At 62.1% G+C, this 25,557-nt stretch carries 20 protein-coding genes and 1 tRNA gene; 10 read left to right on the top strand and 11 right to left on the bottom strand.

What is annotated here, in order from left to right; translation table 11 throughout:
- Positions 1-77: 77 nt before the first annotated feature.
- Positions 78-710, top strand: a complete 633-nt coding sequence (locus DI606_RS12025) for a tyrosine-type recombinase/integrase (protein WP_293983305.1) — start codon at positions 78-80, stop codon at positions 708-710.
- 363 nt (positions 711-1,073) lie between these two features.
- Here the strand turns inward: DI606_RS12025 and DI606_RS12030 are convergent, their stop codons facing one another.
- Positions 1,074-1,907: a transposase gene (locus tag DI606_RS12030; RefSeq protein WP_293983238.1), complete on the bottom strand. Its 834-nt coding sequence runs from the start codon at positions 1,905-1,907 to the stop codon at positions 1,074-1,076.
- Between DI606_RS12030 and istA the strand changes: the two genes are divergently transcribed.
- Both istA and istB read left to right on the top strand, forming a co-directional pair.
- Entirely contained in the window at positions 1,888-3,411 is a 1,524-nt protein-coding gene (gene istA, locus DI606_RS12035) for an IS21 family transposase (protein WP_293983241.1), read from the top strand. The two genes, DI606_RS12030 and istA, sit on opposite strands and share 20 nt — an antisense overlap.
- Positions 3,401-4,183 carry an IS21-like element helper ATPase IstB gene (istB, locus tag DI606_RS12040; protein WP_293983244.1) on the top strand — a complete coding sequence of 261 codons (783 nt, stop codon included), beginning with the start codon at positions 3,401-3,403 and terminating at the stop codon, positions 4,181-4,183. The genes istA and istB overlap by 11 nt, the downstream gene beginning before the upstream one ends.
- A 299-nt stretch (positions 4,184-4,482) precedes the next feature.
- Here istB and DI606_RS12045 read toward each other — a convergent pair whose 3' ends face one another.
- The 6 genes from DI606_RS12045 to DI606_RS12070 all read right to left on the bottom strand — a co-directional run bounded on the left by DI606_RS12045 (position 4,483) and on the right by DI606_RS12070 (position 9,169).
- Complete coding sequence (locus DI606_RS12045) at positions 4,483-4,917, bottom strand: hypothetical protein (RefSeq protein WP_293983246.1); 435 nt, start codon at positions 4,915-4,917, stop codon at positions 4,483-4,485.
- Between the two features lie 20 nt (positions 4,918-4,937).
- Complete coding sequence (locus tag DI606_RS12050) at positions 4,938-5,654, bottom strand: hypothetical protein (RefSeq protein WP_293983248.1); 717 nt, start codon at positions 5,652-5,654, stop codon at positions 4,938-4,940.
- Between the two features lie 672 nt (positions 5,655-6,326).
- The gene (locus DI606_RS12055; protein WP_293983250.1) at positions 6,327-7,250 is read right to left on the bottom strand and encodes a site-specific integrase; all 924 of its coding nucleotides are present in this window, start codon (positions 7,248-7,250) and stop codon (positions 6,327-6,329) included.
- Positions 7,251-7,515: 265 nt separating this feature from the next.
- Positions 7,516-8,598: an IS5 family transposase gene (locus DI606_RS12060; RefSeq protein WP_293983252.1), complete on the bottom strand. Its 1,083-nt coding sequence runs from the start codon at positions 8,596-8,598 to the stop codon at positions 7,516-7,518.
- A gap of 42 nt (positions 8,599-8,640) precedes the next feature.
- On the bottom strand, positions 8,641-8,895 hold the full coding sequence (locus tag DI606_RS12065; protein WP_293983254.1) for an Arm DNA-binding domain-containing protein: 255 nt from the start codon (positions 8,893-8,895) through the stop codon (positions 8,641-8,643).
- Between the two features lie 198 nt (positions 8,896-9,093).
- Positions 9,094-9,169: transfer RNA gene (locus DI606_RS12070), tRNA-Thr, on the bottom strand.
- 182 nt (positions 9,170-9,351) lie between these two features.
- Between DI606_RS12070 and DI606_RS12075 the strand changes: the two genes are divergently transcribed.
- Positions 9,352-10,653 (top strand): hypothetical protein, encoded by a 1,302-nt coding sequence (locus DI606_RS12075; RefSeq protein WP_293983257.1) that lies wholly within the window; start codon positions 9,352-9,354, stop codon positions 10,651-10,653.
- Between the two features lie 292 nt (positions 10,654-10,945).
- Complete coding sequence (locus tag DI606_RS12080) at positions 10,946-15,610, top strand: NAD-glutamate dehydrogenase domain-containing protein (protein ID WP_293983260.1); 4,665 nt, start codon at positions 10,946-10,948, stop codon at positions 15,608-15,610.
- A 64-nt stretch (positions 15,611-15,674) separates the two neighbouring features.
- Here the strand turns inward: DI606_RS12080 and DI606_RS12085 are convergent, their stop codons facing one another.
- A complete protein-coding gene (locus DI606_RS12085; RefSeq protein WP_293983262.1) occupies positions 15,675-16,622 on the bottom strand; it encodes a VacJ family lipoprotein in 948 nt (315 codons plus the stop codon).
- A gap of 286 nt (positions 16,623-16,908) precedes the next feature.
- Here DI606_RS12085 and DI606_RS12090 point away from each other — a divergent pair, with 286 nt between their 5' ends.
- From DI606_RS12090 to DI606_RS12105, 4 genes are all read left to right on the top strand, one after another.
- Entirely contained in the window at positions 16,909-17,550 is a 642-nt protein-coding gene (locus DI606_RS12090) for a PepSY-associated TM helix domain-containing protein (protein WP_293983265.1), read from the top strand.
- A 13-nt stretch (positions 17,551-17,563) separates the two neighbouring features.
- On the top strand, positions 17,564-18,088 hold the full coding sequence (locus tag DI606_RS12095; RefSeq protein WP_293983268.1) for a DUF2271 domain-containing protein: 525 nt from the start codon (positions 17,564-17,566) through the stop codon (positions 18,086-18,088).
- Between the two features lie 11 nt (positions 18,089-18,099).
- Positions 18,100-18,954, top strand: a complete 855-nt coding sequence (locus DI606_RS12100; RefSeq protein ID WP_293983270.1) for a DUF4198 domain-containing protein — start codon at positions 18,100-18,102, stop codon at positions 18,952-18,954.
- A gap of 107 nt (positions 18,955-19,061) precedes the next feature.
- Positions 19,062-19,928 carry an FAD:protein FMN transferase gene (locus tag DI606_RS12105; RefSeq protein WP_293983308.1) on the top strand — a complete coding sequence of 289 codons (867 nt, stop codon included), beginning with the start codon at positions 19,062-19,064 and terminating at the stop codon, positions 19,926-19,928.
- A 166-nt stretch (positions 19,929-20,094) separates the two neighbouring features.
- Here the strand turns inward: DI606_RS12105 and DI606_RS12110 are convergent, their stop codons facing one another.
- From DI606_RS12110 to DI606_RS12120, 3 genes are read right to left on the bottom strand one after another with little or no spacing between them, the layout of a single operon-like run.
- Positions 20,095-21,573 (bottom strand): glycerol kinase GlpK, encoded by a 1,479-nt coding sequence (locus DI606_RS12110; protein WP_293983272.1) that lies wholly within the window; start codon positions 21,571-21,573, stop codon positions 20,095-20,097.
- Positions 21,570-23,054 (bottom strand): glycerol-3-phosphate dehydrogenase, encoded by a 1,485-nt coding sequence (locus tag DI606_RS12115; RefSeq protein ID WP_293983274.1) that lies wholly within the window; start codon positions 23,052-23,054, stop codon positions 21,570-21,572. Before DI606_RS12115 ends, DI606_RS12110 begins: the two co-directional genes overlap by 4 nt.
- A gap of 5 nt (positions 23,055-23,059) precedes the next feature.
- Positions 23,060-24,136, bottom strand: a complete 1,077-nt coding sequence (locus DI606_RS12120; protein WP_293983276.1) for a putative sulfate exporter family transporter — start codon at positions 24,134-24,136, stop codon at positions 23,060-23,062.
- A gap of 143 nt (positions 24,137-24,279) precedes the next feature.
- Between DI606_RS12120 and DI606_RS12125 the strand changes: the two genes are divergently transcribed.
- Positions 24,280-25,551 (top strand): MFS transporter, encoded by a 1,272-nt coding sequence (locus DI606_RS12125; protein ID WP_293983279.1) that lies wholly within the window; start codon positions 24,280-24,282, stop codon positions 25,549-25,551.
- The last annotated feature ends 6 nt before the right edge of the window (positions 25,552-25,557 follow it).

Here is a 25,557-nt window from a genome sequence, read left to right on the forward strand (position 1 = left end):
AGGCGCTTCGGGGCCTTCCTGCTTATCCGACGCCAAAGCGTTCTCCGGACGGCCACTCTGGCCATCGGAGAATGATCATGGAGATGCCTGAAACTGAAACCACCATCACCAAACGCCCCGTATGGAATGCAGGAAGAACCGTCGGCGCGAAGCGCGCGCTAAAACCAAAGCAAATTTGGGAGATCCGGTTCTACCTCAATCAACGCCGCCGCTTGCGAGATCGGGCGCTATTTGACCTGGCGATCGACAGCAAACTTCGCGGCTGTGACCTGGTGCAGATGAAGATCGGCGACATCGTCAGCGGCGGGCAGATTCGAACGCGTGCGATCGTCATGCAGCAGAAAACAGGTCGACCCGTTCAGTTTGAACTGCTCCCCGACGCTCGGGCTAGCCTGTTGGCATGGCTTGAACGCCGCGGCGGCACGGTGGACGATTACGTCTTCCCAAGCCGGGTTGATCATAACGGTCATCTCAGCACCCGCCAATACGCCCGGCTTGTTGATGAATGGGTGACGGGGGTAGGCCTGATGCGAAGCGAATATGGCACCCACTCTCTTCGCAGAACGAAAGCGTCGATCATCTACCGGGCAACTGGCAACCTACGAGCCGTCCAGATCCTTCTCGGGCATAGCAAGATCGAGAATACGGTGCGCTATCTCGGGATTGACGTGGAAGATGCGCTTGCCCTCGCCGAGAATACTGAAATTTGACCAATCGGCTCCTCGCCTTCGGCGAGGGGCCACCTTCGCGGCGCTTTGGGACTCTTATGTTCATTTGCAAGCGATTAGGTCGCGGCTGTGCAATCCCGCCACTAAGGGTGGGATGCTGTCGTTGTAGCTGATGCGCAAGGTAGGAGACAGAACCTCAAGACGACGGTTTGCAAACTCTTATTCGCGGGTTGGATACCGCATTTCCGTGTGTACGCCTGGGGCTGCTTCTAACTTTGTACGGGCATCGACATAATCGGCCACGAAGTCCCATCGAAGGTTCCCCGACCGGGTCCTGCCTCCTACGTTGCGCATGAGCAGATGGTTGAGATGTTTTCTCCCTGCTGGTTCTGGTTTTAGACGATTCTAGGCTTGGGGGGCTGGCTGCACTTCCTGGCCGATGGCCCACAAGAATGCGCCCATCTCTCTTGCGATGGCGGTGACCGTGATGGCCTTATGCTTGCCTGCGCTGATCATTTTTCGATAGCGAGAGCACGGCCGGACCTGGCCTTTCCATGCGATCTCTCGAACCTCTCGCGGCAGGCCTTCCAGCTGCGCCTGTTGTGTTCGACCAACGCGCGCTGGAAAGCGATAGGTCCAGGCGCCTTCGATCAGCACACGACGAGCCCGACGGTTGCCGGCTTTCGTAATGCTGCCACGTCTGACGTGTTCGCCAGTCGAACTTTCCGATGGAACGAGGCCGAGGAAAGCCATGAGCTGCCGAGGGTTCTCGAACCGGCGGACGTCGCCGATCTCGACGACAAAGACGACGGCGGACAAAAGAGCGACACCCCGCAAAGCCTGATAGGCACGGACAACGGGCGCCATCGTCCAGCTGTCGACCGTCTCCGAAATCAGGTCGGTCAAGCGCTGCAGGCGGACTGCGGAATCCTCAACGGTCTGACAATATTCCTTGAGCACTACATAATGGGTGGGATGCTCAAACTTCAGTCGTGCGATCCACCTTTCATGCGCCAACGACCAGGCTTTTCGGCCTGAATAAATGTGCCCATGCCGGAGCAGGAAAGCCTGCAGGTGCTGACGCGCTCGCCGCTGGGTGTTGATTGCCGCTGAGAAGTGACCCGGGGAGGCCAGTAATTTCCACTGAGAAGTGACCCATGTTTGAACACGTCCCTTAGCTTTGAGCGGGGGACGAGCGGGGGACCATGGAGTGTTGGACATGGCATTATTGAGCGTCATCCGGCGCTGGCATTACCGCGATCATCTGTCGATCCGGGAGATAGCCAAGCGTACCGGTCTATCCCGTAACACCGTCCGTAAGTATCTGCGGTCGGACACAGTCGAGCCGCAGTTCAAGGTGCCCGAGCGGCCAAGCAAGCTGGACCCGTTTGTCGAGCGGCTGACGGCGTGGCTCCGGCGAGAGATGGGCCGCTCGCGCAAGCAGAAGCGCACAGTCAAGCAGCTCCATGCCGATCTGGTGAGCCTGGGCTTTGACGGGTCTTATGGCCGTGTGGCAGCCTTCGCACGGGGCTGGCGCGATGATTATCGCCGTCAGCAGCAGATGAGTGGCAAAGGCACCTTCGTGCCGCTATCCTTCGCGCCGGGTGAGGCGTTCCAGTTCGACTGGAGCGAGGACTGGGCGATCATCGACGGCGTGCGCACCAAGCTGCAGGTGGCACACTTCAAGCTCAGCTACAGCCGTGCCTTCTTTGTGCGGGCTTATCTCCTCCAGACCCATGAGATGCTGTTCGACGCCCATAATCATGCGTTCCGCGTGCTGGGCGGCGTGCCGCGCCGGGGCATCTACGACAACATGCGCACCGCGGTCGACAAGGTCGGACGCGGCAAGGACCGGACCGTCAACGCCCGCTTCCTGACGATGGTCAGTCATTATCTCTATGAGGCGGAGTTCTGTAATCCGGCAGCGGGTTGGGAGAAGGGGCAGGTCGAGAAGAACGTCCAGGATGCGCGACATCGGCTGTGGCAGCCGGTTCCCCAGGTCGGGAGCCTCGATGCGCTGAACATCTGGTTGGAGGATCGCTGCAAGGCGCTGTGGCAGGAGATCCCACACGGGATCGAGCCAGGCTCCGTCGCTGATGCCTGGGCCGAGGAGGTGGCAAGCCTGATGCCGATGGGCAGGGCCTTCGACGGCTTTGTCGAGTATGGCAAGCGGGTCTCGCCAACCTGCCTCATCCATCTGGAGCGTAACCGCTACAGCGTGCCGGCCTCCTTCGCCAACCGTCCTGTCAGCGTGCGGCTCTATCCTGACCGCTTCCTCGTCGTCGCGGAGGGTCAGTTGCTGTGCGAGCATCAGCGGATCATCGATCGCTCCCACGACAAGCCAGGGCGCACCATTTATGACTGGCGCCATTATCTGGCAGTCGTCCAGCGCAAGCCAGGAGCCCTGCGCAACGGCGCGCCGTTCCTCGAACTGCCCGACCCCTTCCAGCGGTTACAGCGCCATCTGTTGCGCTCTCCCGGCGGCGACAGGGAGATGGTCGAGATCCTTGCCCTTGTGCTGCACCATGACGAGCAGGTCGTGCTAATGGCGGTCACCATGGCGATGGAGGCCGGTGTTCCGACCAAGACCCATATCCTGAACCTGCTGCACCGGCTGATCGACGGCAAGCCGGTGACGACACCGCCGATCACGGCGCCGCAGGCGCTAAGGCTCGTCAGCGAACCGCTTGCCAATGTGGAACGCTATGATGCGCTGCGCGGGGAGAACCGCCATGCGTCATGATCCCGCCAGCGGCGCCATCATCGTCATGCTGCGCAGCCTCAAGATGCACGGCATGGCACAGGCCGTCACCGATCTCATGGAACAAGGAGCGCCCGCGTTCGATGCGGCCGTCCCGATCCTGTCCCAGCTTCTGAAGGCTGAGACCGCCGAGCGGGAGGTGCGATCGGTATCCTATCAGCTCAAGATCGCGCGGTTCCCGGCCTATCGCGATCTGGCGGGCTTCGACTTTGTCAGCAGCGAGATCAACGAAGCGCTGGTCCGCCAGCTCCACCGCTGTGAGTTTATGGACGTGGCCGACAATATCGTCTTGGTCGGCGGTCCCGGCACCGGAAAGACCCATATCGCCACGGCACTGGGCGTTCAGGCTATCGAACATCATCGCAAACGCGTGCGGTTCTTCTCGACGGTCGAACTGGTCAACGCGCTCGAACAGGAGAAGGCACAAGGCAAGGCAGGTCAGATCGCCGGCAGGTTGGCCCACTCTGATCTCGTGATCCTCGATGAACTTGGCTATCTGCCGTTCAGCGCCTCAGGCGGCGCTCTGCTGTTCCATCTGCTGAGCAAACTCTACGAACGCACCAGCGTCATCATCACCACCAACCTGAGCTTCAGCGAGTGGGCCAGCGTGTTCGGTGATGCCAAAATGACCACCGCGCTCCTCGATCGGCTCACCCATCACTGCCACATCCTCGAGACCGGCAACGACAGCTTCCGGTTCAAGAACAGCTCGGCTCAGCAGCCCAAAACCCGGAAGGAGAAAACCCCATCTTGACCCACCCCTGACATCCGAAACATAATCGCAAGGTGGGTCACTTCTCGATGAAAACCCCGGGTCACTTCTCAGCGGCAATCAACAGACCCACCCCTGACATCCGAAACATAATCGCAAGGTGGGTCACTTCTCGATGAAAACCCCGGGTCACTTCTCAGCGGCAATCAACATTCGACAGCCTCAGGGCGAAACAGACTCATGCGCGCAAGCTCATCGGTGCTCTAGAAACTTGGCGACCTGTTCCAATGTCTTGACGGAATAGAAAATCACCAGATCGCCATCCAACTGGTGCTTCGTACCTAGCGCCGAAACTTGATAGTAACGGAGCGGTTGCGGTCAAATTCTCGAAGGTCAACATGTGGAAGATCACGGATTTGAGTCGATGACACCTCGAAATTTGCATCAAATTTTACATTGCCCTGAACTTGAACTGAAGCTCCTTTTCCAATGGGTTTATAGCCTAAAAATGTGTAGCCAAATGAACCATCGGGCAAGCACGATATTGAGAGCCGTCCAAATAATGACAACGAGTGATATTGTTGCATAAATTCTGATGATGATATGTCTATTTTCTTCGTATATTTCTCATTTGCATCTTGAATTTCAATTATTGTTATACTGCCGTCATCACTAAAATTATACTTTTTACCTAGGCATTCTGAAGATATAACATAAACCTCCGCTGTTGGAGCATAGGCGTGTCCAGATGCATGCATTGGAGGCGAGGCGTCCATCGGCTATCTCCGTTTTAAGATTAATCAGCAATATTGTTACGATTATCGATCCGAATATCTCGAGCTTCATATTCGAATATTTCGCCAGTTGTGCCCGGCAAAATATACATAAGCATATTTTCATGTGCATAACCCGTGCCGATCAGATCAGCCGCATTTTGCTGATCGTTCATTCCATCGAAGCCAGGATTAGCAATGGTCGAGGGCATGCTTGCGCCATTTGGATGGTTATGGACGGACGCTATGACTTTATAGTTTTCATACACATCCAACTTTCCTTGTCCTCCTTGGGCATCACCGTTTATGTAAGTCCCTGTTCGCAAGTTTCCCATATCATCCGCGTATATGTACGCGGCATGTTCAACGCTTGGATCAAGTTGGGCGATATACTGAGCCAGCGCAGCAGCAACATTTCTGACTTCATTCAAGTCAACATTCTGGAAGCCTGAATTAAGAGCCGGATCACTAAATGTTGTAGGTGCTGATATTTGGCCAGGGTTCGTGCCATAGCCAGCCTCAGCCAAGCCCCACCAATTGTTATAATCGCTCGGCCAAGGGTGGGCGGTGACAACTATCGTGTCCGTATAAATCGTAGTGTAGAGGTTGTATCCGCTCCACATTCCGGCGGCATACTCCATTTGTAACACGGGGCATTCCATACCCAACTCTGAGCAAGTGCCGTCATAATGGGCGCCGCCCGCAACCGCGTCGATCTCGCTATCTACCAGCTCCCGCATATTCGAATTCCTTTTTCTAATGACCCATATCCTTTCATAGGCGTAACAAGGAATATATTGCGACTCAATATCATTTATTCGTTAATTGTCGTTTGTTTTTGACACATCAAGCTATGTGATCGTCTGGGCGGAGGGTAGCTTGCGAGGGACGCAAAGGATTATCTGACCGGCCAAATCCCGGCGATCGCATCGGCCAGCCGGAAGATATTGCCGAGGCGGTGATGTAACTCGCGTTCGGCCAAGTCTCCTGCGTAGTTGGAAGCGGACTGCCCGCCTCTGGCATATGTCGGATTCCCTGCGCGGCCAGTGCATCTATAAGGCCGCCTATCGAGACCACCTTGGCCAGCGCCCCCGGACAACCAGGCTATCCGATTTCGCCATCCGAAAACCCGTCTCGAAATCTATGTCGCGAAAACGGGTGCCACGATCAATTCGCCTCTCCGGCAAACGAACGTTCAATTTCGCATACGCAATGGCCGCTTTCGTCCAAAGCGGTCGTCAGCAATCCGATGAGGAAAGGCAAAAGTTGGGTCGAGAACTGCCGGTTAGCGGACGGACTGCACCTAGGAACGAGAATTGGCGGCTGAATGACGACAAAGGGTCGATATCGGAGGGCGACATTCGGTGCCAACGGGGACGCCCGGATAGATGCGACAGCCCGTCAAGCCAAGGTCAGGAGGAAGACGCAGACGTCCGTTGCCCGAAATCAGGCCTTAAAACCTTTCGCTCGCCCTTGAGACTATCGAGATAATCGCTCCACCACTGCGCCATTTCGACACGCTCATTCCAGAAGGCACCGCGTGCATAAGCCGCCCGAACCGAATCTGTGTCCTTGTGCGCCAGCGCGCGTTCGATAGCGTCCGGGTGCCATTTGCCGCTCTCGTTCAGCAGGGTGGAAGCCATGGATCGAAACCCATGCGCGGTCATCTCGTCGCCGGAATAGCCGAGCCGCCGCAAGGCGGCATTGATCGTATTCTCGGACATTGGATTGGCTGTGCTCCGGATCGAGGGGAAGACATATCTGCCCCGCCCTGTCAGCCCCCTAACCTCCTCGAAGACAGCCAGCGCTTGTGACGATAGCGGAACCTGATGTTCGACACGTCCCTTCATCTTCGATGGCGGGATGCGCCAAACGGCCTTCACAGCGTCCACCTCGGCCCATTCGGCCTTCCTTAGCTCGCCGGGCCGTACGAACAGCAACGCCGAGAGTTGGAGTGCCCAGCGGGTGATCGGTTGTCCTTCGTAGCCGTCGATCGCCCTGAGCAACTCGCCCGCCTGATCGGGGTCGAGAATGGCGGCATGGTGCTTGACCTTCGGCGTCGTCAGCGCGCCGCGCAGATCGCGCGTCGGGTCGGCAGGCGCCAGCTGCGAGGCCACGGCATAGCGAAAAACCTGCCCGATGAAGTTGAGCGCGCGCTTGGCACTTTCATGCCGGCCCTTCTTCTCGATGGGCCGCAGGGCAAGCAGAATTTCCAGAGGCTGTATTTCGGCAATGGGGCGCTTGCCCAGGACCGGGAAGACAAGCTTGATGAACCAACGTCGTTTCACCAATGTCGCCTCGGCAAGCCCTTCGCGCTCCTGCTTCTCCAACAGCATCTCGGCTACCCTGGAAAAGCTGTTCTCGGCGCTTATCCGAGCCGCAGCCTTCGCCTTCTGCTTCTCAAATGTGGGGTCAAGGCCCGCCGCATGCGTTTCGCGGGCCTCATCCCGAAGCTGGAGACCCGCAAAAACCGGCTAATTTGTGGACGACAGGCTGTGGCGCGATGGCGCCGAGGGTATTGGTGCATTGGTGGGCTGTATTTGGTCCATATAAGGCATTTTATCCCCACATTCCGGCCATGTTCCGGGATTTTGAGCAGTTTCATGCCGTGCTTTCCCGGCGCTCGTGGAAGATCAGCCGGTTGAAATTGTAGGCCAGATTGCAAAGGGTCAGTTTCGCCTCGGCGCGGGCCAGGCCGATGGTGCGGATGAACAGGCCGAACCTGTTCTTCTGATGAGCGAACACATGCTCGACATGGGCACGGATCGAGGATTTGGCGGCATTGGCCCGCGCGGTCGCCTTTGACATTGGCTTGCCCATGGGTTTGCGCCGATGAATGCGGGACGTGAGCATTCGATCCGACAGCCACTTCTCGTTGCGCTTTGAGCGATAGGCAGTGTCGGCCCAAACCTCGGAACTGGTGTTGTCCGTGCTCACGACCTCCCGGAGCAGGCGCCCATCGGCTGCTGAAGCCGAAGTTACCGCCATTCCCCTGATAAAACCGAAGCGCCGATCGATGCTGATATGGGATTTGTAGCCAAAGACCGGCAGGGCAATCATCGGTAGCGGCGTTCCGTCCTCGCGATACCGGACTTTGCCGCCGATCTTGAGCGTCCAGCGGGCGTCGATGTCTTTCTGCATCGCTTTGTTCTTGTTGTCTGGCCAGATCTCCTTGGCGCTCATTCCTGATTTGATCGCCTCCCGTTCGCCTTCGGTATTCCGCTGCTTTGGGGCAGGCACCAATGAGGCATCCACAATCTGCCCCGCCATCGGGATGTAGCCCTTCTTCTGGAGCTGCCAGTCAAAGGCCTTCATCACCCGTTTGAGCGTCCCCGTCTCGGTCAGACGGTTGCGAAAATGCCGGATTGTGTTCTCGTCCGGCGTGCGCTCCCCCAGCGCGAGCCCCAAAAACCGCAGCCAACTCAGCCGATCCCGGATCATGAACTCCATGCGCGCATCGGACAGGTTGTGTTGCGCCTGCAGGATCACGGCCTTGAACATCATCACCGGGTCAAAAGGCGGGCGGCCGCCCTTCGAGCCATCGCCATAGCCCAGCCCCTCAACAAGCCAGGCGCGGAAATATTCAAAATCCACCGCCTGCTGCAAAACCTCGAGCGGATCACCATCCTTGCTCAGGGCTTCAAGGTGATCGCTCAAACTGAACAGGGACTTGGGATCCATCATCTGGCTCCATGATCGTGCCCGGTCAATGAATCATCATAGCCCTCAAACTCCAACGGTTTTTGCGAGTCTCCAGCTTGCGCCGGGCATCGGCGAGATGTCCGGATAAGCGCCCAAGGACAGCAGCTTTTCTATCTTCTTGAACTTGCCCTTGGCGTCCAGGCCGTCGATCCGGAACTTCACACGCCACAGTCGACTGCCGCCGGGGCTGACCAGCAGGAACAACCCGCGTTCGTCCGCCACCTTGAACGGCTTGGGCCCAGGCTTCAAAGCCCTGATTTTCGCATCCGAAAGCGCCATCGCGATGTCATCCCATCTGCTACAAATCGCTTCAGGGGGTATCGAGATTCGCGCCTTGGGGTCATACCCCCACAAAATACCCCCAGCGGGGCACGGATGGGGGTGGACGGCGGCGAACGCACCCGACCTGAAAGATGGAATTTTTAGCAGATTTCCGCCGTTTTTTCAACCCTGAACGGATGCTGGCGGAGGGGGTACTGGTGCCGCTTACGTGACTCGAACACGTGACCCTCGCATTACGAATGCGATGCTCTACCAACTGAGCTAAAGCGGCGTCGGGGCGGGCAGATAACAGCGGTTGAAGCGCAGGACAAGCCGCCAAATGGGTCGGCGGCGGATATTCCTGCCCCATGCGGCATCGCCCTCACGTCTGTCGGCCCATTAACCTCTATTTTACCATCGCCTGCCAGTGTGGGACAGGTGACGAAGCTTCAGACGGTAAGTTGGGACGTTCGGATGGATATTCTGCAAGAGCGCGACGCCGGCGGTGCTCAGGACGATCTGGCTTATCTGGATCATGAGGGCGGCGATCCCCAGCCACCCTTCGCCATATCGGAAGAGCGCCGCATGCAGGTGCGCGCCTATAATTACTGGGCGTCTTTGCTGGGCGACCGGACGTTACCTTCTATCGAAGATCTGGCTCCCGATCAGTTGGAGGATTTTGGCCCCTATGCCGTGTTGCTGGATTTCAGCATGGGCATCGACAATCCCGCCATCGTCTATCTTGGAGCCGCGCTGCGGGACGAGTGCGATATTGGCGGTACGATAGCCTATATCGACGATGTCCCGACCCGCTCGCTCCTATCGCGATTGACCGACCATTATCTGCAAATCGTCGCCAATGCCGCGCCGATCGGTTTCGAAGCGGAATTCGTCAACCAGCGCAACGCCGAGATCATGTATCGCGGCATCCTCATGCCATTTTCTTCCGATGACGAAACGATCGACTTCGTGTTCGGCGTCATCAATTGGAAGGAAGTGGCAAGCCACGACATGATGCAGGCTCTGGAAGCGGAAGTTGGCGAGGCGCTTCGCACCGCTCCGATGCCACACGCAACCGCGCCCATCTGGGCCGACGGTCCGGTCGGCGCGATGACAATGGACGAGACGGAAGGCGACGCGGCGGACGAACTCGACCTTGCCGGCATGGAATGCCCGCAGGAGAATGCATCCCTGGCCGACTGGCTGGCATTGGCACGTGAGGGCGCCGCCCGGGTGCGCATCTGCGAGGCGCGCAGCCACGCTGCGCTTTATCGCGCCGTCAGCCTTTCCTACGATTTCGCGCTGGTTGCGCGGGCGCGCCCTGGCGATTATGCAGAGTTGCTGCACGACTATGGCGTGAAGGCGCAGGCACGCAGCCCCATGACGGCGGTTATCAAGCTGGTTTTCGGCGCAACCTACGACAAGACGCGCATCACCGAATATGCGACCGCGCTCGACCATGCGATGAACCGCGAACTCGAAGTCGGGGCATTGGCGGAATATCTCAGCAGCTACAAGGGCGGTCTCAAGGCGCTGGTCGCGGACGAACGTGCCCTGCGGCGATCCGCCAGCGGTCGAAAGCCGGACCGAACCGCGATTGCTAGAGATACCATCCGCAACGCGCCGGCGATGACGGCGGACGCAGTGAGCACGGACGCAGACGGGTTCGCGGTCGTCGTCGCACGACGGGAGGCGGATGGCAGCCTCGCCATCGTGGCGGCTCTGCCCGAGGGATCGGATCTGGGCCGAAAGGTGATCGTCGCCGCCGCCCGATAGCGGCGAAGCGCGCTCCCCTCGCTGTCCTGTTTAATTCGCGCCGAACGCGCTCGACAATATCGGACCGTTGGTCGATAGGTGGGGTACGCGCTGCGGTCGTTCCGGATTTCCGGGGCTCCTTGCCCGCATCATTTAATTTCAATTCCCAGACATTATATTTCGAGGCCAGACTTGAGCCTTCCCGCGTCGCGTCGCATATAGATGCCCCATGCCGAGGAGTCGTCTGGAGGCTATCCAGCGTCTCCTCCGTTTACGAACAAGCGGGGATCACCCGCTGCGAGAGGTGAGACCAATGACGGCGCTGGCGGACGCGAAACATGCGCAGGTGGATATCAAGGTTCGGGAGGCTCTGGCGCAGGCGCTGGGGCGAGGCGCGCTTCCGGGCGAGAGCGAAGAGTTGGACGAAACGGCATTGGCGGATGCCGCCACGTTCCTCGCCCGCACCGCAGCAGGACGCAGGCCGGGCCATAGCGCCGTTGCAATCGAAACGCTGGGCGAAGGCGCAACCGGTCGGTTCATGCGTATCGCGATCGTCAACGACGATATGCCCTTTCTGGTCGATTCCATCGCCAATGCGTTGGCCCGCGCGGACATCGCCATCCATCGCCTGTTGCATCCCGTCCTGTCCGTGGAACGATCGGGCGAAGGCGCTCTGACTGCGATCCTGGGCGACGAAGCGCCGGGCGCACGACGGGAATCGATGATTTACATCGAAACCGACCGCGCCGACGCGAAAGCGCGACGCACGCTGGAAAAGGCGCTTGCCGAAACGTTGGCCGATGTGCGCGCCGCCGTCCAAGACTGGTCGCAAATGCAATCGGCGATGGCGGCGGACGCGGACATGATCCCCGACGAGGAAGGCGCGGCGCTCCTGCGCTGGTTCCTTGCCCGGCACTTCACCCAGACCGGCCATGAAATCGTGCATCGCGATGGCAGCGCCAGCAAGCCGCTCGGCATCTGCACCCGGCATGACCGTCCGCTGATCGCGCCCGCTTCGCTGGAGGCGGCCTTCGTCTGGTTCGAGGAAGGAAAGCGCACTCCCCTCATCATCAAGGCGAGCCGCCTGTCGCGCGTCCACCGCAACGTGCTGCTGGACCTCGTGATCGTCCCGGTGCGCGAAGGACGAGAGGTGAAGGCCCTGTCCATCCATGCGGGCATGTGGACGAGTTCGGGCCTCGCCGCGACGCCGGACAAGGTGCCGCTACTGCGATCGGCACTTTCGTCGCTGATGGACAAATTCGGGTTCGACCCGCAGGGCCATGCGGGCAAGACCCTAGCCCATGCACTGACGGCCCTGCCCCACGACATCACGATCGGCTTCGACCGTGAGACGTTGGAACGGCTGGCGCTCACCTTCATGTCGCTGAGCGACAGACCGCGACCCAAGCTGGCGCTGGCGACCAGTCCTCTGGCGCGGCATCTCTATGCTTTCGTGTGGCTGCCTCGCGACGAGCTTTCGACGGCGCGCCGGGTCAGCATTCAGGACATGCTGGCGCTCAAGAGCAGCGGGACTATCCTCAGCTGGTCGATTGCGCTGGAAGAAGGCGGGCTTGCGCTGCTGCGCATCACGCTCGACCTGCGCGAGGGTGGCGTGGTGCCGGACGATGTGGCGCTCGACCGGATGCTCAAGCAAATGGTGCGCGGCTGGATCCCGGCCGTCGAGGAAGCGCTGGCGACGACCGAGGACGCAGGCCGTGCCGCAGCGCTGGCACAGCGTTATGCAGGCGGATTCCCCCTTGCCTATCGCAACGGTGCCGGGCCGGAGGAAGCGGCGATCGACATCCGCCTTATCCACGGCCTTGCAGGGGACGGTGACAAGTCCATTCGCATCTATCGCAACGTGGAAGACAACGCTGAACGGCTGCGCCTCAAACTTTACAGCCATGCGACCATCGCCCTGTCCGACGTCGTTCCCGCGTTCGAGAATTTCGGCTTCCGCGTCATTGAGGAGATGACGACGCCCATCGACAATGGCGCGCTAGGCCATGTCCAGCGCTTCGTGCTCGAACTGCCTGCGGGCGCCGATGCCGAGGCGGTCGTTGGTCGAGCCGACGTCGTGACCGAAGCCATCGCTCAGGTGATGGAAGGACGGGCGGAAAACGACCGCTTCAACGAACTGATCGTAACGGCAGGCCTTTCGCCCCGGTCGGTGGTGCTGTTCCGGGCGCTCTACCGCTATCTGCGCCAGGCTGGCGTGGCCTACGGCATGGCGACCTTCGCCGAAACGCTGCGAAAGGCGCAAGGGGTGGCGACGAACCTCGTTACCTTGTTCGAGGCGCTGCACGATCCCGCCGCGCAGGAGGGTGCGGCCGACCGCATCGCCGCGGCGAAGGCCGAGATCGACGCGGGACTGGAGCAGGTGACGGCAATCGACGAGGATCGCGTGCTGCGCCTGCTGCGCGCCGTCATTACTGCGACGCTGCGCACCAACTTCTTCGCCGAAGCGGCGCAGGAGGCTTTGGCGTTCAAGCTCGACAGCGCGCAGGTGCCCGGCCTGCCCGCCCCCCTCCCCTGGCGCGAAATCTGGGTCTACAGCCCGCGCGTCGAGGGTATCCACCTGCGGGCCGGCCCGGTGGCGCGCGGCGGCCTGCGCTGGTCGGATCGGCGCGACGATTTCCGCACCGAGATCCTGGGCCTTATGAAAGCGCAACGCGTCAAGAACGCCGTTATCGTGCCGACGGGTGCCAAGGGCGGATTCTACCCCAAGCAGTTACCCAATCCGCAGGCAGACCGGGACGCATGGCTGGCCGAAGGCACGGAAAGCTATCGCATCTTCATCCGGGCGTTGCTTTCGGTGACCGACAATATCGTCAAAAACAAGGTCAAGCACCCGTCGCAGGTCGTGGTGCATGACGGCGACGACCCCTATTTCGTCGTCGCCGCCGACAAGGGGACCGCAACCTTCTCCGACGTCGCCAACGCGATCGCGCTGGAGCAGGGGTTCTGGCTGGGCGATGCGTTCGCGAGCGGCGGGTCGAACGGCTACGACCACAAGGCGATGGGCATCACCGCGCGTGGCGCGTGGATCAGTGTGCAGCGTCACTTTGCCGAAATGGGCGTGGATGTGCAAAGCGAGCCGGTGAGCGTCGTGGGCTGCGGCGACATGTCGGGCGACGTGTTCGGCAACGGGATGCTGCTCAGCAAGGCGATCAGGCTGGTCGCGGCGTTCGATCACCGTCATATCTTCTTCGACCCTTCGCCCGATCCTGCGAAAAGCTGGGAAGAACGCAACCGCATGTTCGCCCTGCCCCGGTCTAGCTGGGAGGATTATGACAAGTCGCTCATCTCGAAGGGTGGCGGCGTGTTTTCCCGCAGCCTCAAGCGCATCCCGTTGAGCGACGAGATGCGAGCCGTGCTCGACGTGACGGACAAGGAGATGGAGCCCATCGCGCTGATCTCCGCGATCCTGAAGGCACCGGCCGATCTGCTCTGGTTCGGCGGCATCGGCACTTATGTGAAATCGGCGACGCAGAGCCATGGCGACGTCGGCGATCCTGCCAACGACCGTCTTCGCGTCAATGCTGAGCAGCTGCGCGTCAAGGTCGTGGGCGAAGGCGCGAACCTCGGCGTCACGCAGGCCGGTCGCATCGCTTTTTCATTGAAAGGCGGGCGCATCAACACGGACTTTATCGACAACAGCGCGGGCGTCGACTGTTCGGATAACGAGGTCAATATCAAGATCGCGCTCAACAAGGAGATGACCGAAGGCCGCCTGCCGTTCGAGAAGCGCAACACGCTGCTCGAAAGCATGACCGACGCCGTGGGCGACATCGTGCTGGAGGACAACCGCCTTCAGGCGCTGGGCCTGTCCATCGCCGAAGCGGGTGGCGCGGCCGGGCTTGCAAGCTATGTCCGCCTGATCGAGACGTTCGAAGAGAATGGGCGGCTCGACCGGCAGGTGGAAGGGCTTGCACCGAACGACCAGTTGCTGCGACGCGGACAGGACGGCCAAGGGCTGACACGGCCTGAACTGGCCGTGCTCCTGTCCACAGCGAAGCTCGCGCTGCAGGATGCGATCGAGCATGGCGAACTTGCCAGCGACGAAAGCATGACTGAGGAACTCATGGCCGCTTTCCCCCGCGCCATGCAGGAAAAGGAAGCCGATGCGATCAAGGGCCACGCCCTGCGCAAGGAGATCATTGCCACCAAGGTCGCAAACCGGATCGTGAATAGACTGGGGCTTATCCATCCGTTCGAACTGGCGGAGGAAGAAGGTTGCTCTCTCGCAGACCTCGCCAGCGCCTTCCTTGTGGCAGAGCGGCTTTACGACATCGGGTCGCTGTGGGCGGATATCGACGCTGCCGATATGTCGGAGGATGCGCGTCTGGCGCTCTTCAGCGATATTGCCGACGGAATGCGGGCGCAGATCGCGGATATCCTGAGGGCTCTGCCGGCAGGCACCCTGCCTTCGGAAGGTCAGGCAAAGCTCGCGGCGGGCGTGGGCAAGCTGGCAGGCCAGGTCGACGACCTGCTGACCAGCGAAGCGCTGCGGCGATCCAACGGCGTGATCGAACGGTTGCTGGGCCTCGGTGCGCCTGAAGCCCTGGCGCATCGCACGGCGGGTCTGTTCAAGTTGGACGGGGCAGTCGGCATTGCCGCCCTGGCGGATCGCCTCGGCGTCGAGGAAATCGTGCTGACCCGCGCTTTCACCCATCTGGGCGAAGCGGTCGGGATCGATTGGGTGCAGTCCGCCGCCGCGCGCATGGAACCGACCGATCCTTGGGAACGGCTCCTGATTTCGGGCGTGGCCCGCGATATGCAGCAGGTCCGGCTCGACTTCCTGGCGCTGAGCAAAGGCAAGGATGTCGCCGCCCATGTCGAGGAGTGGCTGAAGGCCAAGGGCAATCGTGTCCGCCAGTTCCGCACCCTCGTGCAACGGGCAAAAGCAGCGGCGACGCCCAATGTGGCCATGCTGGCGGAGATCGCCGGTCAGGCGCGAGGCCTGCTCGTGCGCTAGGAGCCATCGACGGGTAAAGAAAAAGGGGCTTCATCCGGCTTGGGATGAAGCCCCTTTTCTATGTTCAGGGCCGGTCGGTGGCGGGGGTGTCATAAGGATCGGGGATCACGACCTTGGGGGCGCCCTTCTTGCCCGGCGTGGGCAGCTGCTTGCCGTAGATGGGAACCACAGGCTCCTTGGGCGCACGACCGTGCAACGCATCGATTTCCGCCTGCCGCTGCTTGAGATAGAGGTCGCGGTAGACCGCGTACGGATCTTCTTCCTTGCGGATTTCGCGGATGGTTTCGTCGAAGGCCGCACGCTCGCCCAACTGGTTGAGGATGGTGGCCGGGATGACGACGCTCGGCTTGTTGAACGGCGAGCCGACGACGGTCGGCAGGATCAGATTGTCAACCGTATCCCCGATAAGGTCGCGCAGCGTCGTCGGCCCGATGAGGGGCAGATACATGTATGGACCAGGCTTGATGCCATAAAAGCCGAGCGTATTGGAAAGGCCGTTGGGCCGATAGGGCAGATAGAAAGGCTTCCGCTTGGCGATGTCGAACAGACCGGCGAGGCCAAGCGTCGTGTTGATGCCGAAGCGTCCTGCGGTTTCCAGCGCCTTGCCCGGCTTGAACTGGAGCAGGTAGGCCGCAAAGACGACCGGTTCGCCCAAGTTGAGGAAGAAGTTGCGCAACCCCTTACGGATCGGGCGGGGCAGGCCCTTGTTATAGGCTTTCGCGACAGGACCGATCACCGCCTTGTCGACCGACTGGACCGCCTCGAAACTTTTGGCATTGACCTCTTCGAGCGGATCGCCCGGAGGCGGGCCCTTTTCCCCGGTGACGACAATGTCCTGCGCGGCATCATTCTGCGCTGTCGCAGGGGGCGTCGCCGCCACGGTACGCGGCATCAACGGATAGGGTATCACGGGAACGGCAGGCGCAGGCGCGGACGCCGGGAGCGGCGCGGCGGCTTCCACCTGGGCACCGCCCATCATCATCATTCCCGCAGCGACGGCCGGTAACAGCATGAAAGTCCCTTTTCTGCGCGGCGAGCCGATGAAGGCCGGCGCATTCGAACGGAAGCACCGTCCCCGGCACGCCCGTATCGTATCATCAATACAGGGCCGCTAAGCTGCCCGGTGGCGCGGGTCAAGAGATGCGACAACGAAGTAGACAGCTTACAACACCTTATGACAGCATCCTGTCGGATCGCGCCGCTCTTGATACAATTTTGTCACGTCGACAAGTTTGCAATTGCGAGTCGTTCGCGGTATGCGATCTGCCTCTTTCGCAAGCCGGACATTCTTCCCGCCAATGCACGGAACAAAACCCCTCCCCCCGGCCAAAAAGAAAGCCAAGGCCTTTTGGCTGAAACAACTGCACAGCTGGCATTGGATCAGCTCTGCGATCAGCCTCGTCGGATTGTTGCTGTTCGCTTTTACCGGCATCACGCTCAATCATGCCGCCGATGTCGAAGGCGCGCCTGCCACCGTCGAAAAGAGCGCGACCTTGCCCGCGCAGATGCGCGGGCTGATTGCACCCGATGGCAAACCGGACGCCAAAAAGCCCCTGCCCCCGACGGTTTCCTCCTGGATCGAAAAGGTCATCGGCCAACGCGGCGCGGGCGATGCCGAATGGTCGGCGGACGAAATCTATCTCGCCCTGCCGCGCCCCGGTGGCGATGGCTGGATAGCCATCGACCGGAAAAGCGGCGCGGTGACGAGCGAAAGCACAAGCCGCGGGTGGATCAGCTATCTCAACGACCTGCATAAGGGACGCAATACCGGGACGGCGTGGAAATGGTTCATCGACGTCTTCGCAGTTGCGTGCTTCCTGTTCGCGCTGACGGGGCTGCTACTGTTGCAACTTCATGCAAAGAAGCGGCCCACGACCTGGCCCATCGTCGCGGCGGGGCTCGCCATCCCGGCGGTCCTTGCCTTCGTCTTCATTCATTGAGGGGAATATTTTCATGTCCATCAGCCATCGCCTGATCCTGACCGGCACGGTGGCGCTCGGCGCGGCGGCGACGCCAGCCGATGCGCAGACGATGACCGTCAACGTCGCGATCCCGCGCCTTTCGGTCGCCGAATATCACCGGCCCTATGTCGCGATCTGGATCGAGAAAGAAGGCGCTGCGCCGCGCACTCTGTCTGTCTGGTACGATCGCGACAAGAAGGATGGCGAAGGCACCAAGTGGCTGCGCGACGTGCGGCAATGGTGGCGTGCGTCGGGACGGGCGATGAGCTTTCCCGCCGATGGCGTCACCGGCGCGACCCGCGCGCCGGGCGAACAGAAGATCGCCTTCGCCGCAGGCAAGGGGCCGCTGGGTCAATTGTCGCCGGGCAACTATACGCTTCTGGTCGAAGCCGCGCGCGAAGTAGGCGGGCGCGAAGTGCTGCGACTGCCCTTTGCATGGCCGCCCAAGCCCGGCGCGACCGTCACGGCCAAGGGGAATACGGAGCTGGGCGCGGTCACGGTCGCTTTCGGCAAATAAGGGGATCATCGATGAAGACGAGACATGTGATCGCAGGCGTGGTCTGCGCGCTGATGCTGACGGGCACCGCCCAGGCGCACCGGCAATGGATGCTGCCGTCCGCCACTACGCTGTCGGGCACGGACAGTTGGGTGACGGTGGACGCCGCCATTTCCAACGACCTGTTCTATTTCGAACATTTCCCGATGTCGACCGACTCGATCACGGTCACCGAACCCGATGGCGCGACCGGACGGATCGAGAATGCCGCCAAGGGACGGTATCGCTCGACATTCGACGTGCACCTGACGAAGCAGGGCACCTATCGCATCGCAAGCGTGTCGACCGGCGTGATGGGCAGCTATATGCTCAACGGCAAGCGTGAGCGGTTGCCGCGCGGCACCACCAGAGCGACGCTGGCCAGTGCCGTTCCCGAAGGCGCGACCGACGTGCAGACGGCGGACATGGCGAACAGGAACGAGATTTTCGTGACGCTGGGCGCGCCGACCGCAACGCTGTTCAAGCCGACCGGCCAGGGGATCGAGATGGTGCCGGTCACGCATCCCAACGACCTGGTATCGGGAGAAGCGGCGACATTTCAGTTTCTGCTCGACGGCAAACCGGCTTCGGGCCTTAAGGTCACGGTGATCCCCGGCGGCATCCGCTATCGCGACACGTTGGGCCAGATGGATCTGACGACTGACAAGGACGGCAAGGTCGCCGTGACGTGGCCGCAGCCCGGCATGTACTGGCTGAACGCCACCATCGGCGGCGGTCGTGAGGGCGGCGAAGGCGCGCAGGCGATGGGCGGGCAGCCCCGACCGCCTGCCGGGCCGCCGCAACGACGGGCATCGTACATCACGACACTGGAAGTGCTGGCCCCCTGAAGCCAGCCACCCCACCCGTGCGCGTCGCCGTCGCCCCCGACCTTTCGCCCGATATCTTCCTTGCGCGGCGGCGGACGGGCGCGGTCGCGACGTTGGGCGGCGCGACCATGGGAACGAACTGGTCCGTACGGATCGTCGAACCGCCGGAGGGATGCGACGCGGCGATCCATGCCGTGCTGGCGCGCGTGATCGACCAGATGAGCAATTGGGAGGCGGATTCGGCGATCAGCCGCTTCAACCGTTCGCCGATAGGCGAATGGATGACGCTGCCCGACCACATGCTTGGCGTGTTGCGCGCGGGCCTTGAAGTGGCGCGGTTGTCGGACGGAGCCTTCGACCCTGCGGTCGGCCGGGCGGTCGACGCGTGGGGCTTCGGGCCGGGGACAGGTGCGCGCGGGACCGAGCCCTCGCCGTCATGTCCCTGGACCGCCATCGAGGTGGACGGCTCCCGGGCCATGCGGCGTGCTGACGTGGCGCTGGATTTTTCTGGCATCGCCAAGGGGTTTGCCGTCGATGCCGTGATCGATGCGCTACGCGATGTCGGCGTGGACAACGCGCTGGTGGAGATCGGCGGCGAATTGCGCGGGATCGGGGTAAAGCCCGACATCCAGCCCTGGTGGGTGGACATAGAAGCGCCGCCGGGCCTTTCCGTCCTGCCGCTTCGCGTAGCGCTCAGCGGCCTTTCGGCGGCAACATCGGGCGACTATCGCCGATTCCGCATGGCGGGCGGGCGGCGGTTGTCGCACAGCATCGATCCGGCGACGGGACGGCCCGTCGCCGATGCCGTCGCGTCCGTCACCATATTGCACGATAGCGCGATGATGGCGGATGCGTGGGCGACCGCTATCCTCGTCGCGGGGCCCGAGCGCGGTATGGCGCTGGCGAAGCGCCACGGCCTTGCCGCGCGCATGATCGAACGCGGCCAAACCCCGCGCGAACATCTCAGCCCCGCGCTGGAGGCGATGCTCGATTAGAGAGGATCAAAAAGAAACCCCGCCGGAGAAATCTCACGGCGGGGCCAGGTTCAGGGAGGTGTCACTCCAAAGGGGGGAAAGAGTGACAAGACATATATAGTCAGTTGGAATGACCGTTCAATGACCCGATCATGACTTTTCGTCCATCCGATTGCTCCGTTCACCGCTACGCTTCGCAATCGAGCTGATGGCGCAGGCCCTGTTGCCAGAATGCAATGCGCGCCGACCGGGTATCGCCCGGCATAGCAGGGTCGAAGCGAGTGGCGGCGCTGCACATGTTCGCCGCGTCGGCAAGGCAGCGATGAAGCCCCGCCCCGACACCGGCCAGCATAGCAGCCCCCAGCGCGGTCGTTTCGGTGTCGGCAGGGCGCTCGACCGGGATGCCGAGGATATCGGCCAGATCCTGCGCCATCCAGTTGTTGACGCTCATGCCCCCGTCGATCCGCAGCTTCGTCCAGTCCGCGCCATCCGCTGCGAAAGCCGCCTGAAGATCATGCGTCTGATGCGTCAGCGATTCCATCGCTGCGCGCACGATATGCGCGCGCCGGGTGCCCAGCGTCAGGCCGGTGATGACCCCCTTCGCATCGGGGCGCCAGTGGGGTGCGCCGAGCCCTGCGAGGGCGGGCAGGAACTGCACCCCCGCACTGTCGGGCACAGATGCTGCCAGCGCTTCGCTTTCCCCGGCAACCTGGATCACACCCAACTCGTCGCGCAGCCATTTGATGAGGCTGCCCGCTACGAAGATCGCACCTTCGAGCGCATAGATGCGCCGACCGCCCTCCTGATAGAGGATCGTGCCAAGCAGCCGATGCGCGGAGGCGGGCAGGCTTTCCCCCATGTTGGTGAGGATGAAGGCCCCGGTCCCGAACGTCGCCTTCGTGTCGCCGGGCGACAGGCAGTTCTGGCCGATGGAGGCCGATTGCTGGTCACCCGCAAGGCCGCAGATGGGAATGGGTGCGCCGAGGATCGCAGGATCGCAGGCGCCGAAGCGCCCATGATTGTCGACGATCTGCGGCAGTGCGGCGCGGGGCACACCGAAAAGATCGAGCAGATCCCCGTCCCAATCCGCCCCGTCCAGACCGAGCAATTGCGTGCGGCTGGCATTGCTGGCGTCGCTGATGTGGAGGCCGCCGGTCAGCTTCCACACCAGCCAGCTTTCGACAGTGCCGAAAGCGAGCCGATCGCCGATTTCGCGGGCCTGCGGCACATTGTCGAGAATCCAGCGCATCTTGCTGGCGGAAAAATAGGGGTCGAGGACGAGGCCGGTGCGACCCTGCACCGACGCCTCGTGACCACCTTCGCGCAGGCCCGCGCAAAAGGGCGCGGTGCGGCGATCCTGCCAGACGATGGCACGCGTGATCGGATCGCCGGTCTGCCGGTCCCAGGCGACGACGGTTTCACGCTGGTTTGTGATGCCGAGGGCAGCGATGCGCGCAATGCCGCCCGCCTTTTCTACCGCTTCGCGCGCGCAGGCGATGGTGCGGGTCCATATTTCGGCGGCGTCATGTTCGACCCTGCCGGGCTGCGGATAATATTGAGTCAATTCCTGCTGCGCGACGTGGATCGCCCTGCCGTCCGGCGCATAGACGATGGCCCGTGTGGAAGTGGTGCCCTCATCGAGGACAAGGATATGGTCCGCGCTCACGCTGCCTCTCCGAGATATGTTTTAAGCTGCGCCATCTGCGACGCATTGAGCCGAAGGCCCAGTTTCGTGCGGCGCCACACTATGTCCTCGGCAGTTCGCGCGCATTCCCTGTTGCGCAGATAGTCGACTTCGGCAGCGGTCAGGCCGTGGCCGAAATGCGCGCCCAGCGCTGCCATGTCCGGCGCGTTCCCCAACCACGCGCGCGCCTGCGTGCCGTAGGCGCGCGCGATCCGGTCGATCGTGGCAGCGTCGAGAAAGGCGTAGTCGCGGGCAAGCCCGGCCTTGAGGACGTCGATGCCGTCCATCGGAAAATCTCCGCCCGGCAGCGGAGCCGACGCGGTCCAGTCTCCACCCGACAGGGCCGGGACATGATCCCTCAAATGTTCGACCGCATCCTTCGCAAGGTGGCGATATGTCGTGATCTTGCCGCCGAAGATGGAGAGCAGCGGCGCGCGTCCATCGGCGTCCACATCCAGTTCGAAACTATATCCTCGTGTCGCAGCCTCGGGCTTGCCGGAGCCGTCGTCGATCAGCGGGCGGACACCCGAATAGGTCCACACGACATCGGCGGGGGAGATCGGCGTTTGGAAATAGGCATTCGCGGCATCGCAAAGATAGGCGATTTCCTCCTCGCTCGCGCGCACGTCGCGCAGCGGCCCTTCATGATCGCGGTCGGTCGTACCAATCAGCGTGAAATCCTGCTGATAGGGGATGGCGAAGAAGATGCGCCCGTCGGCTATCTGAAAGAAATAGGCGTAGGGATGGTCGAACAGACGCGGAACGACGATATGCGATCCGCGCACCAGCCGCATCCGGCGGTCCGTACGCTGTCCAGCCTTGCCAAGCAGGTCGAGGACGGAGGGACCGGCGGCGTTGACGAGCGCGCGCGCGCGGAAGGTGCGATCGCCGCTGCGGATCACCCACTCTCCCCCTCTGCGCTCCATCGCGTCGACGGGCGAACGCGTCAGGACGGTCGCGCCCCGGTCCGCGGCATCGCGCGCATTGAGGACCACAAGGCGAGCGTCATCCACCCACCCGTCCGAATAAATGAAGGCCGGGCCGAAGCCGGGCTTGAGCGGGACGCCAGCGGGATGGCGTTGCAGATCGACCGACTCCGTCGCGGGAAGGCGCCTGCGCCCGCCGATATGATCGTAGAGAAAGAGGCCGAGCCGCAGCAGCCAGCGCGGACGCAGCCCCTTCACATGCGGCAGTACGAAGCGCATGGGCCAGATGATATGGGGCGCGATGGCCCACAAACGCTCGCGTTCGGACAAGGCTTCGCGCACGAGCCCGAATTCGCGATGTTCGAGATAGCGCAGCCCGCCGTGGATGAGCTTGGTCGAGGCGGACGAAGTTCCGCTCGCAAGATCGCCCTGTTCCAGCAGCAGGACGCGCGCGCCCCGCCCTGCGGCATCGCGGGCTATGCCGCATCCGTTGACGCCGCCGCCGATGATGGCCAGGTCATATATTTCCTCGATCATTGCATTCATCCCAGCACCGTCAGGGTAAAAGCGATCGCGACCAGAAGGGAGGCGAGCGTCGCGGCCGCGACCGGCATCGCTGCGCGCCAGCCCATCTGCATGATAAGGTCGAGGCGGGATCTCATCGCCGTCGCCGTCACCGCCAAAAGCAACAACGACTTGGACAGTATCAGGTTCATGTGCGCGATCGCGGGCGGCACCGTAACGACGGAATTGAGCACCACGACCCCGAGGAACAACGTGATGAACCAGGGGAGCGCCAGCTTCCTGATCCACCCACGCCCCTGCCCCGCATCGTCGGCGACCAGGATCGAGACGATAGCGACCACGGGCGCAAGCAACGCCACGCGGGTCAACTTGACGATGGTGGCATAGCTGCCCGCCGTATCGGAATAGGCGTAGCCGCCGCCGATGGCCTGCGCGACATCATGAATCGACGCGCCGATGAGGAAACCGGCCTGCCGGTCATCCATATGGAGGGCGGCGGCCAGCGGCGGGTAGAAGGACATGGCAAGCGCGCTCGCGACGGAGATGACGACCAGCGTCAGGGCGAATTGTCCCTGGCTGATGCGGCGGCTGCCCAGTACGCCGAACAGCGCCAATGCCGCCGACGCGCCGCAGATGGCGGTCGCCCCGCCAGCGAGCAGACCGACGGCGACAGGCTGCCCGCCCAAACGCGCGACCAGCAGCGCCGCCCCCATCGCCGCGGCCATGACGGCCAGCAGCGCCAGGAACGGCACCGGTCCCAGATCGCCGATCTGCGCCAGCGTCACCTGCGTCCCCAGCACGACGATGCCCCAGCGCAGGCAGGTCTTGGACGCGAAGTCGAGGCCGGGGTGGGTGCGGGCGTCGCTGGCGACGAAATTCAGCGCAAGGCCGATGAGCAGACCCATGAGGATGATCGGCGCGCCATAATGTTCTGACAACCAGGACGCTGCGAGGCTTGCGATGCCGCAGATGGCGATGCCGGGCCAAAGCTTTTGCCAGATCGCCTTGCGCGACGCGGCGGTCGGTCGCACCTGATCGGCCAGGAACAATTCACCGTAAAGATCGCCGGCATGATCGCTGTTCACTGCCCTCATCCTCGCCCGTCTTCATTCGTTCAAAAGACTTGCCGTATGTCCTACGGTGTCATATCCCGTCTTTATGGGCTCGCGCCAGACAGAGCAAGAGCTTTGCACACGCGACGGCATGAAGCGAGACGATGAGGGAGGAGAGCGAAGGCATGGCATCAGATCGGGAACAGCCGCAGCCCCTGCCGGGAAGCGCGCCCGCCGCCCCCGGCGCGGCGCGGGCGCAGAATGTGCTAATTGCCCTCATCTTCGCGGCGACAGCGCTCAATTATGTCGACCGGCAGGTCCTGGCCTTGCTCAAACCCATGCTGGAGGCCGAATTCCAGTGGTCCGACCAGCAGTTCGCCCATCTGGGGTCTGTGTTTCAGCTGGCGGCAGCGGCGTCCCTGCTGGGCGTGGGCTGGTTCGTCGACCGGTTCGGCGTGCGCTTCGCCTATGGCTTTGCCGTTGCGGTTTGGAGCCTTGCGGGCATGGCCCATGCGCTGGCGGGGAGCGTGCAGCAGTTCGTGGTGGCCCGCGCGGTGCTGGCGACGGCGGAATCGGTCAACACGCCCGCGGCGATGAAGACCGCCGCCATCTACCTGCCCACCGAGCGGCGCTCCATCGGCATCGGCATCATCAACACCGCGCCCAACATCGGGGCGATCATCACGCCGCTGCTCATCCCCCCGTTCGCGCTGGCCTTCGGCTGGAAGGCGGCTTTTCTCGTGACGGGCGGACTGGGCCTTGTCTGGCTGCTTTTCTGGAAGGTCAACACCGCGCGGCTGACGCCGGTGGCGGGCGCTGCGGCACCCACGCGCGGAAAGGTGGAATGGGGCGCGATCCTGTCCGACAAACGCAGCTGGACGATCATCGGCGCGAAGGCGTTCACCGACTTCGTCTGGTGGTTCGTGCTGTTCTGGACGCCCGACTTTTTCGCGCGGCAGTTCGCCATGGACCAAGGCGCGCTCGGCCTGCCCATCGCCATCATCTTCACGCTGGCGGCGCTGGGCGCGGTAACGAGCGGAGCTCTCTATCCCGCCCTGCTCCATCGCGGGATCGGCATGAATGCGGCGCGCAAGGGTGCGATGTTCGCCTTTGCCCTCGCCGTCCTCATCATGCCTTTGGCGCTGATCGTCTCCAGCCCCTGGATCGCCGCGCTGTGCATCGGCATGGGACTGTTCGCGCATCAGGGCTTTTCGACCAACCTCTTCGGCATTGCGACGGAGATCGTCCCCGCCCGGCGCATCGCGACCGTTATCGCGCTGGGTGCCATCGGTGGAAACCTGACCGGCACCGGCATCATCGAACTGGCGGGATGGTCGCTGGACCGGGGGCTGGGCTATGCACCGCTCTTCGTGCTGTGCGGGGGTGCCTATCTCTTTGCGCTGGGCTTCATCCACCTGATGCAGCCACGCCTCCAGGCCGCAGATCCCGCCGCTTAAAAGCGG

This window comes from Sphingobium sp., from assembly GCF_003248505.1.
Classification (GTDB): Bacteria; Pseudomonadota; Alphaproteobacteria; order Sphingomonadales; family Sphingomonadaceae; genus Sphingobium.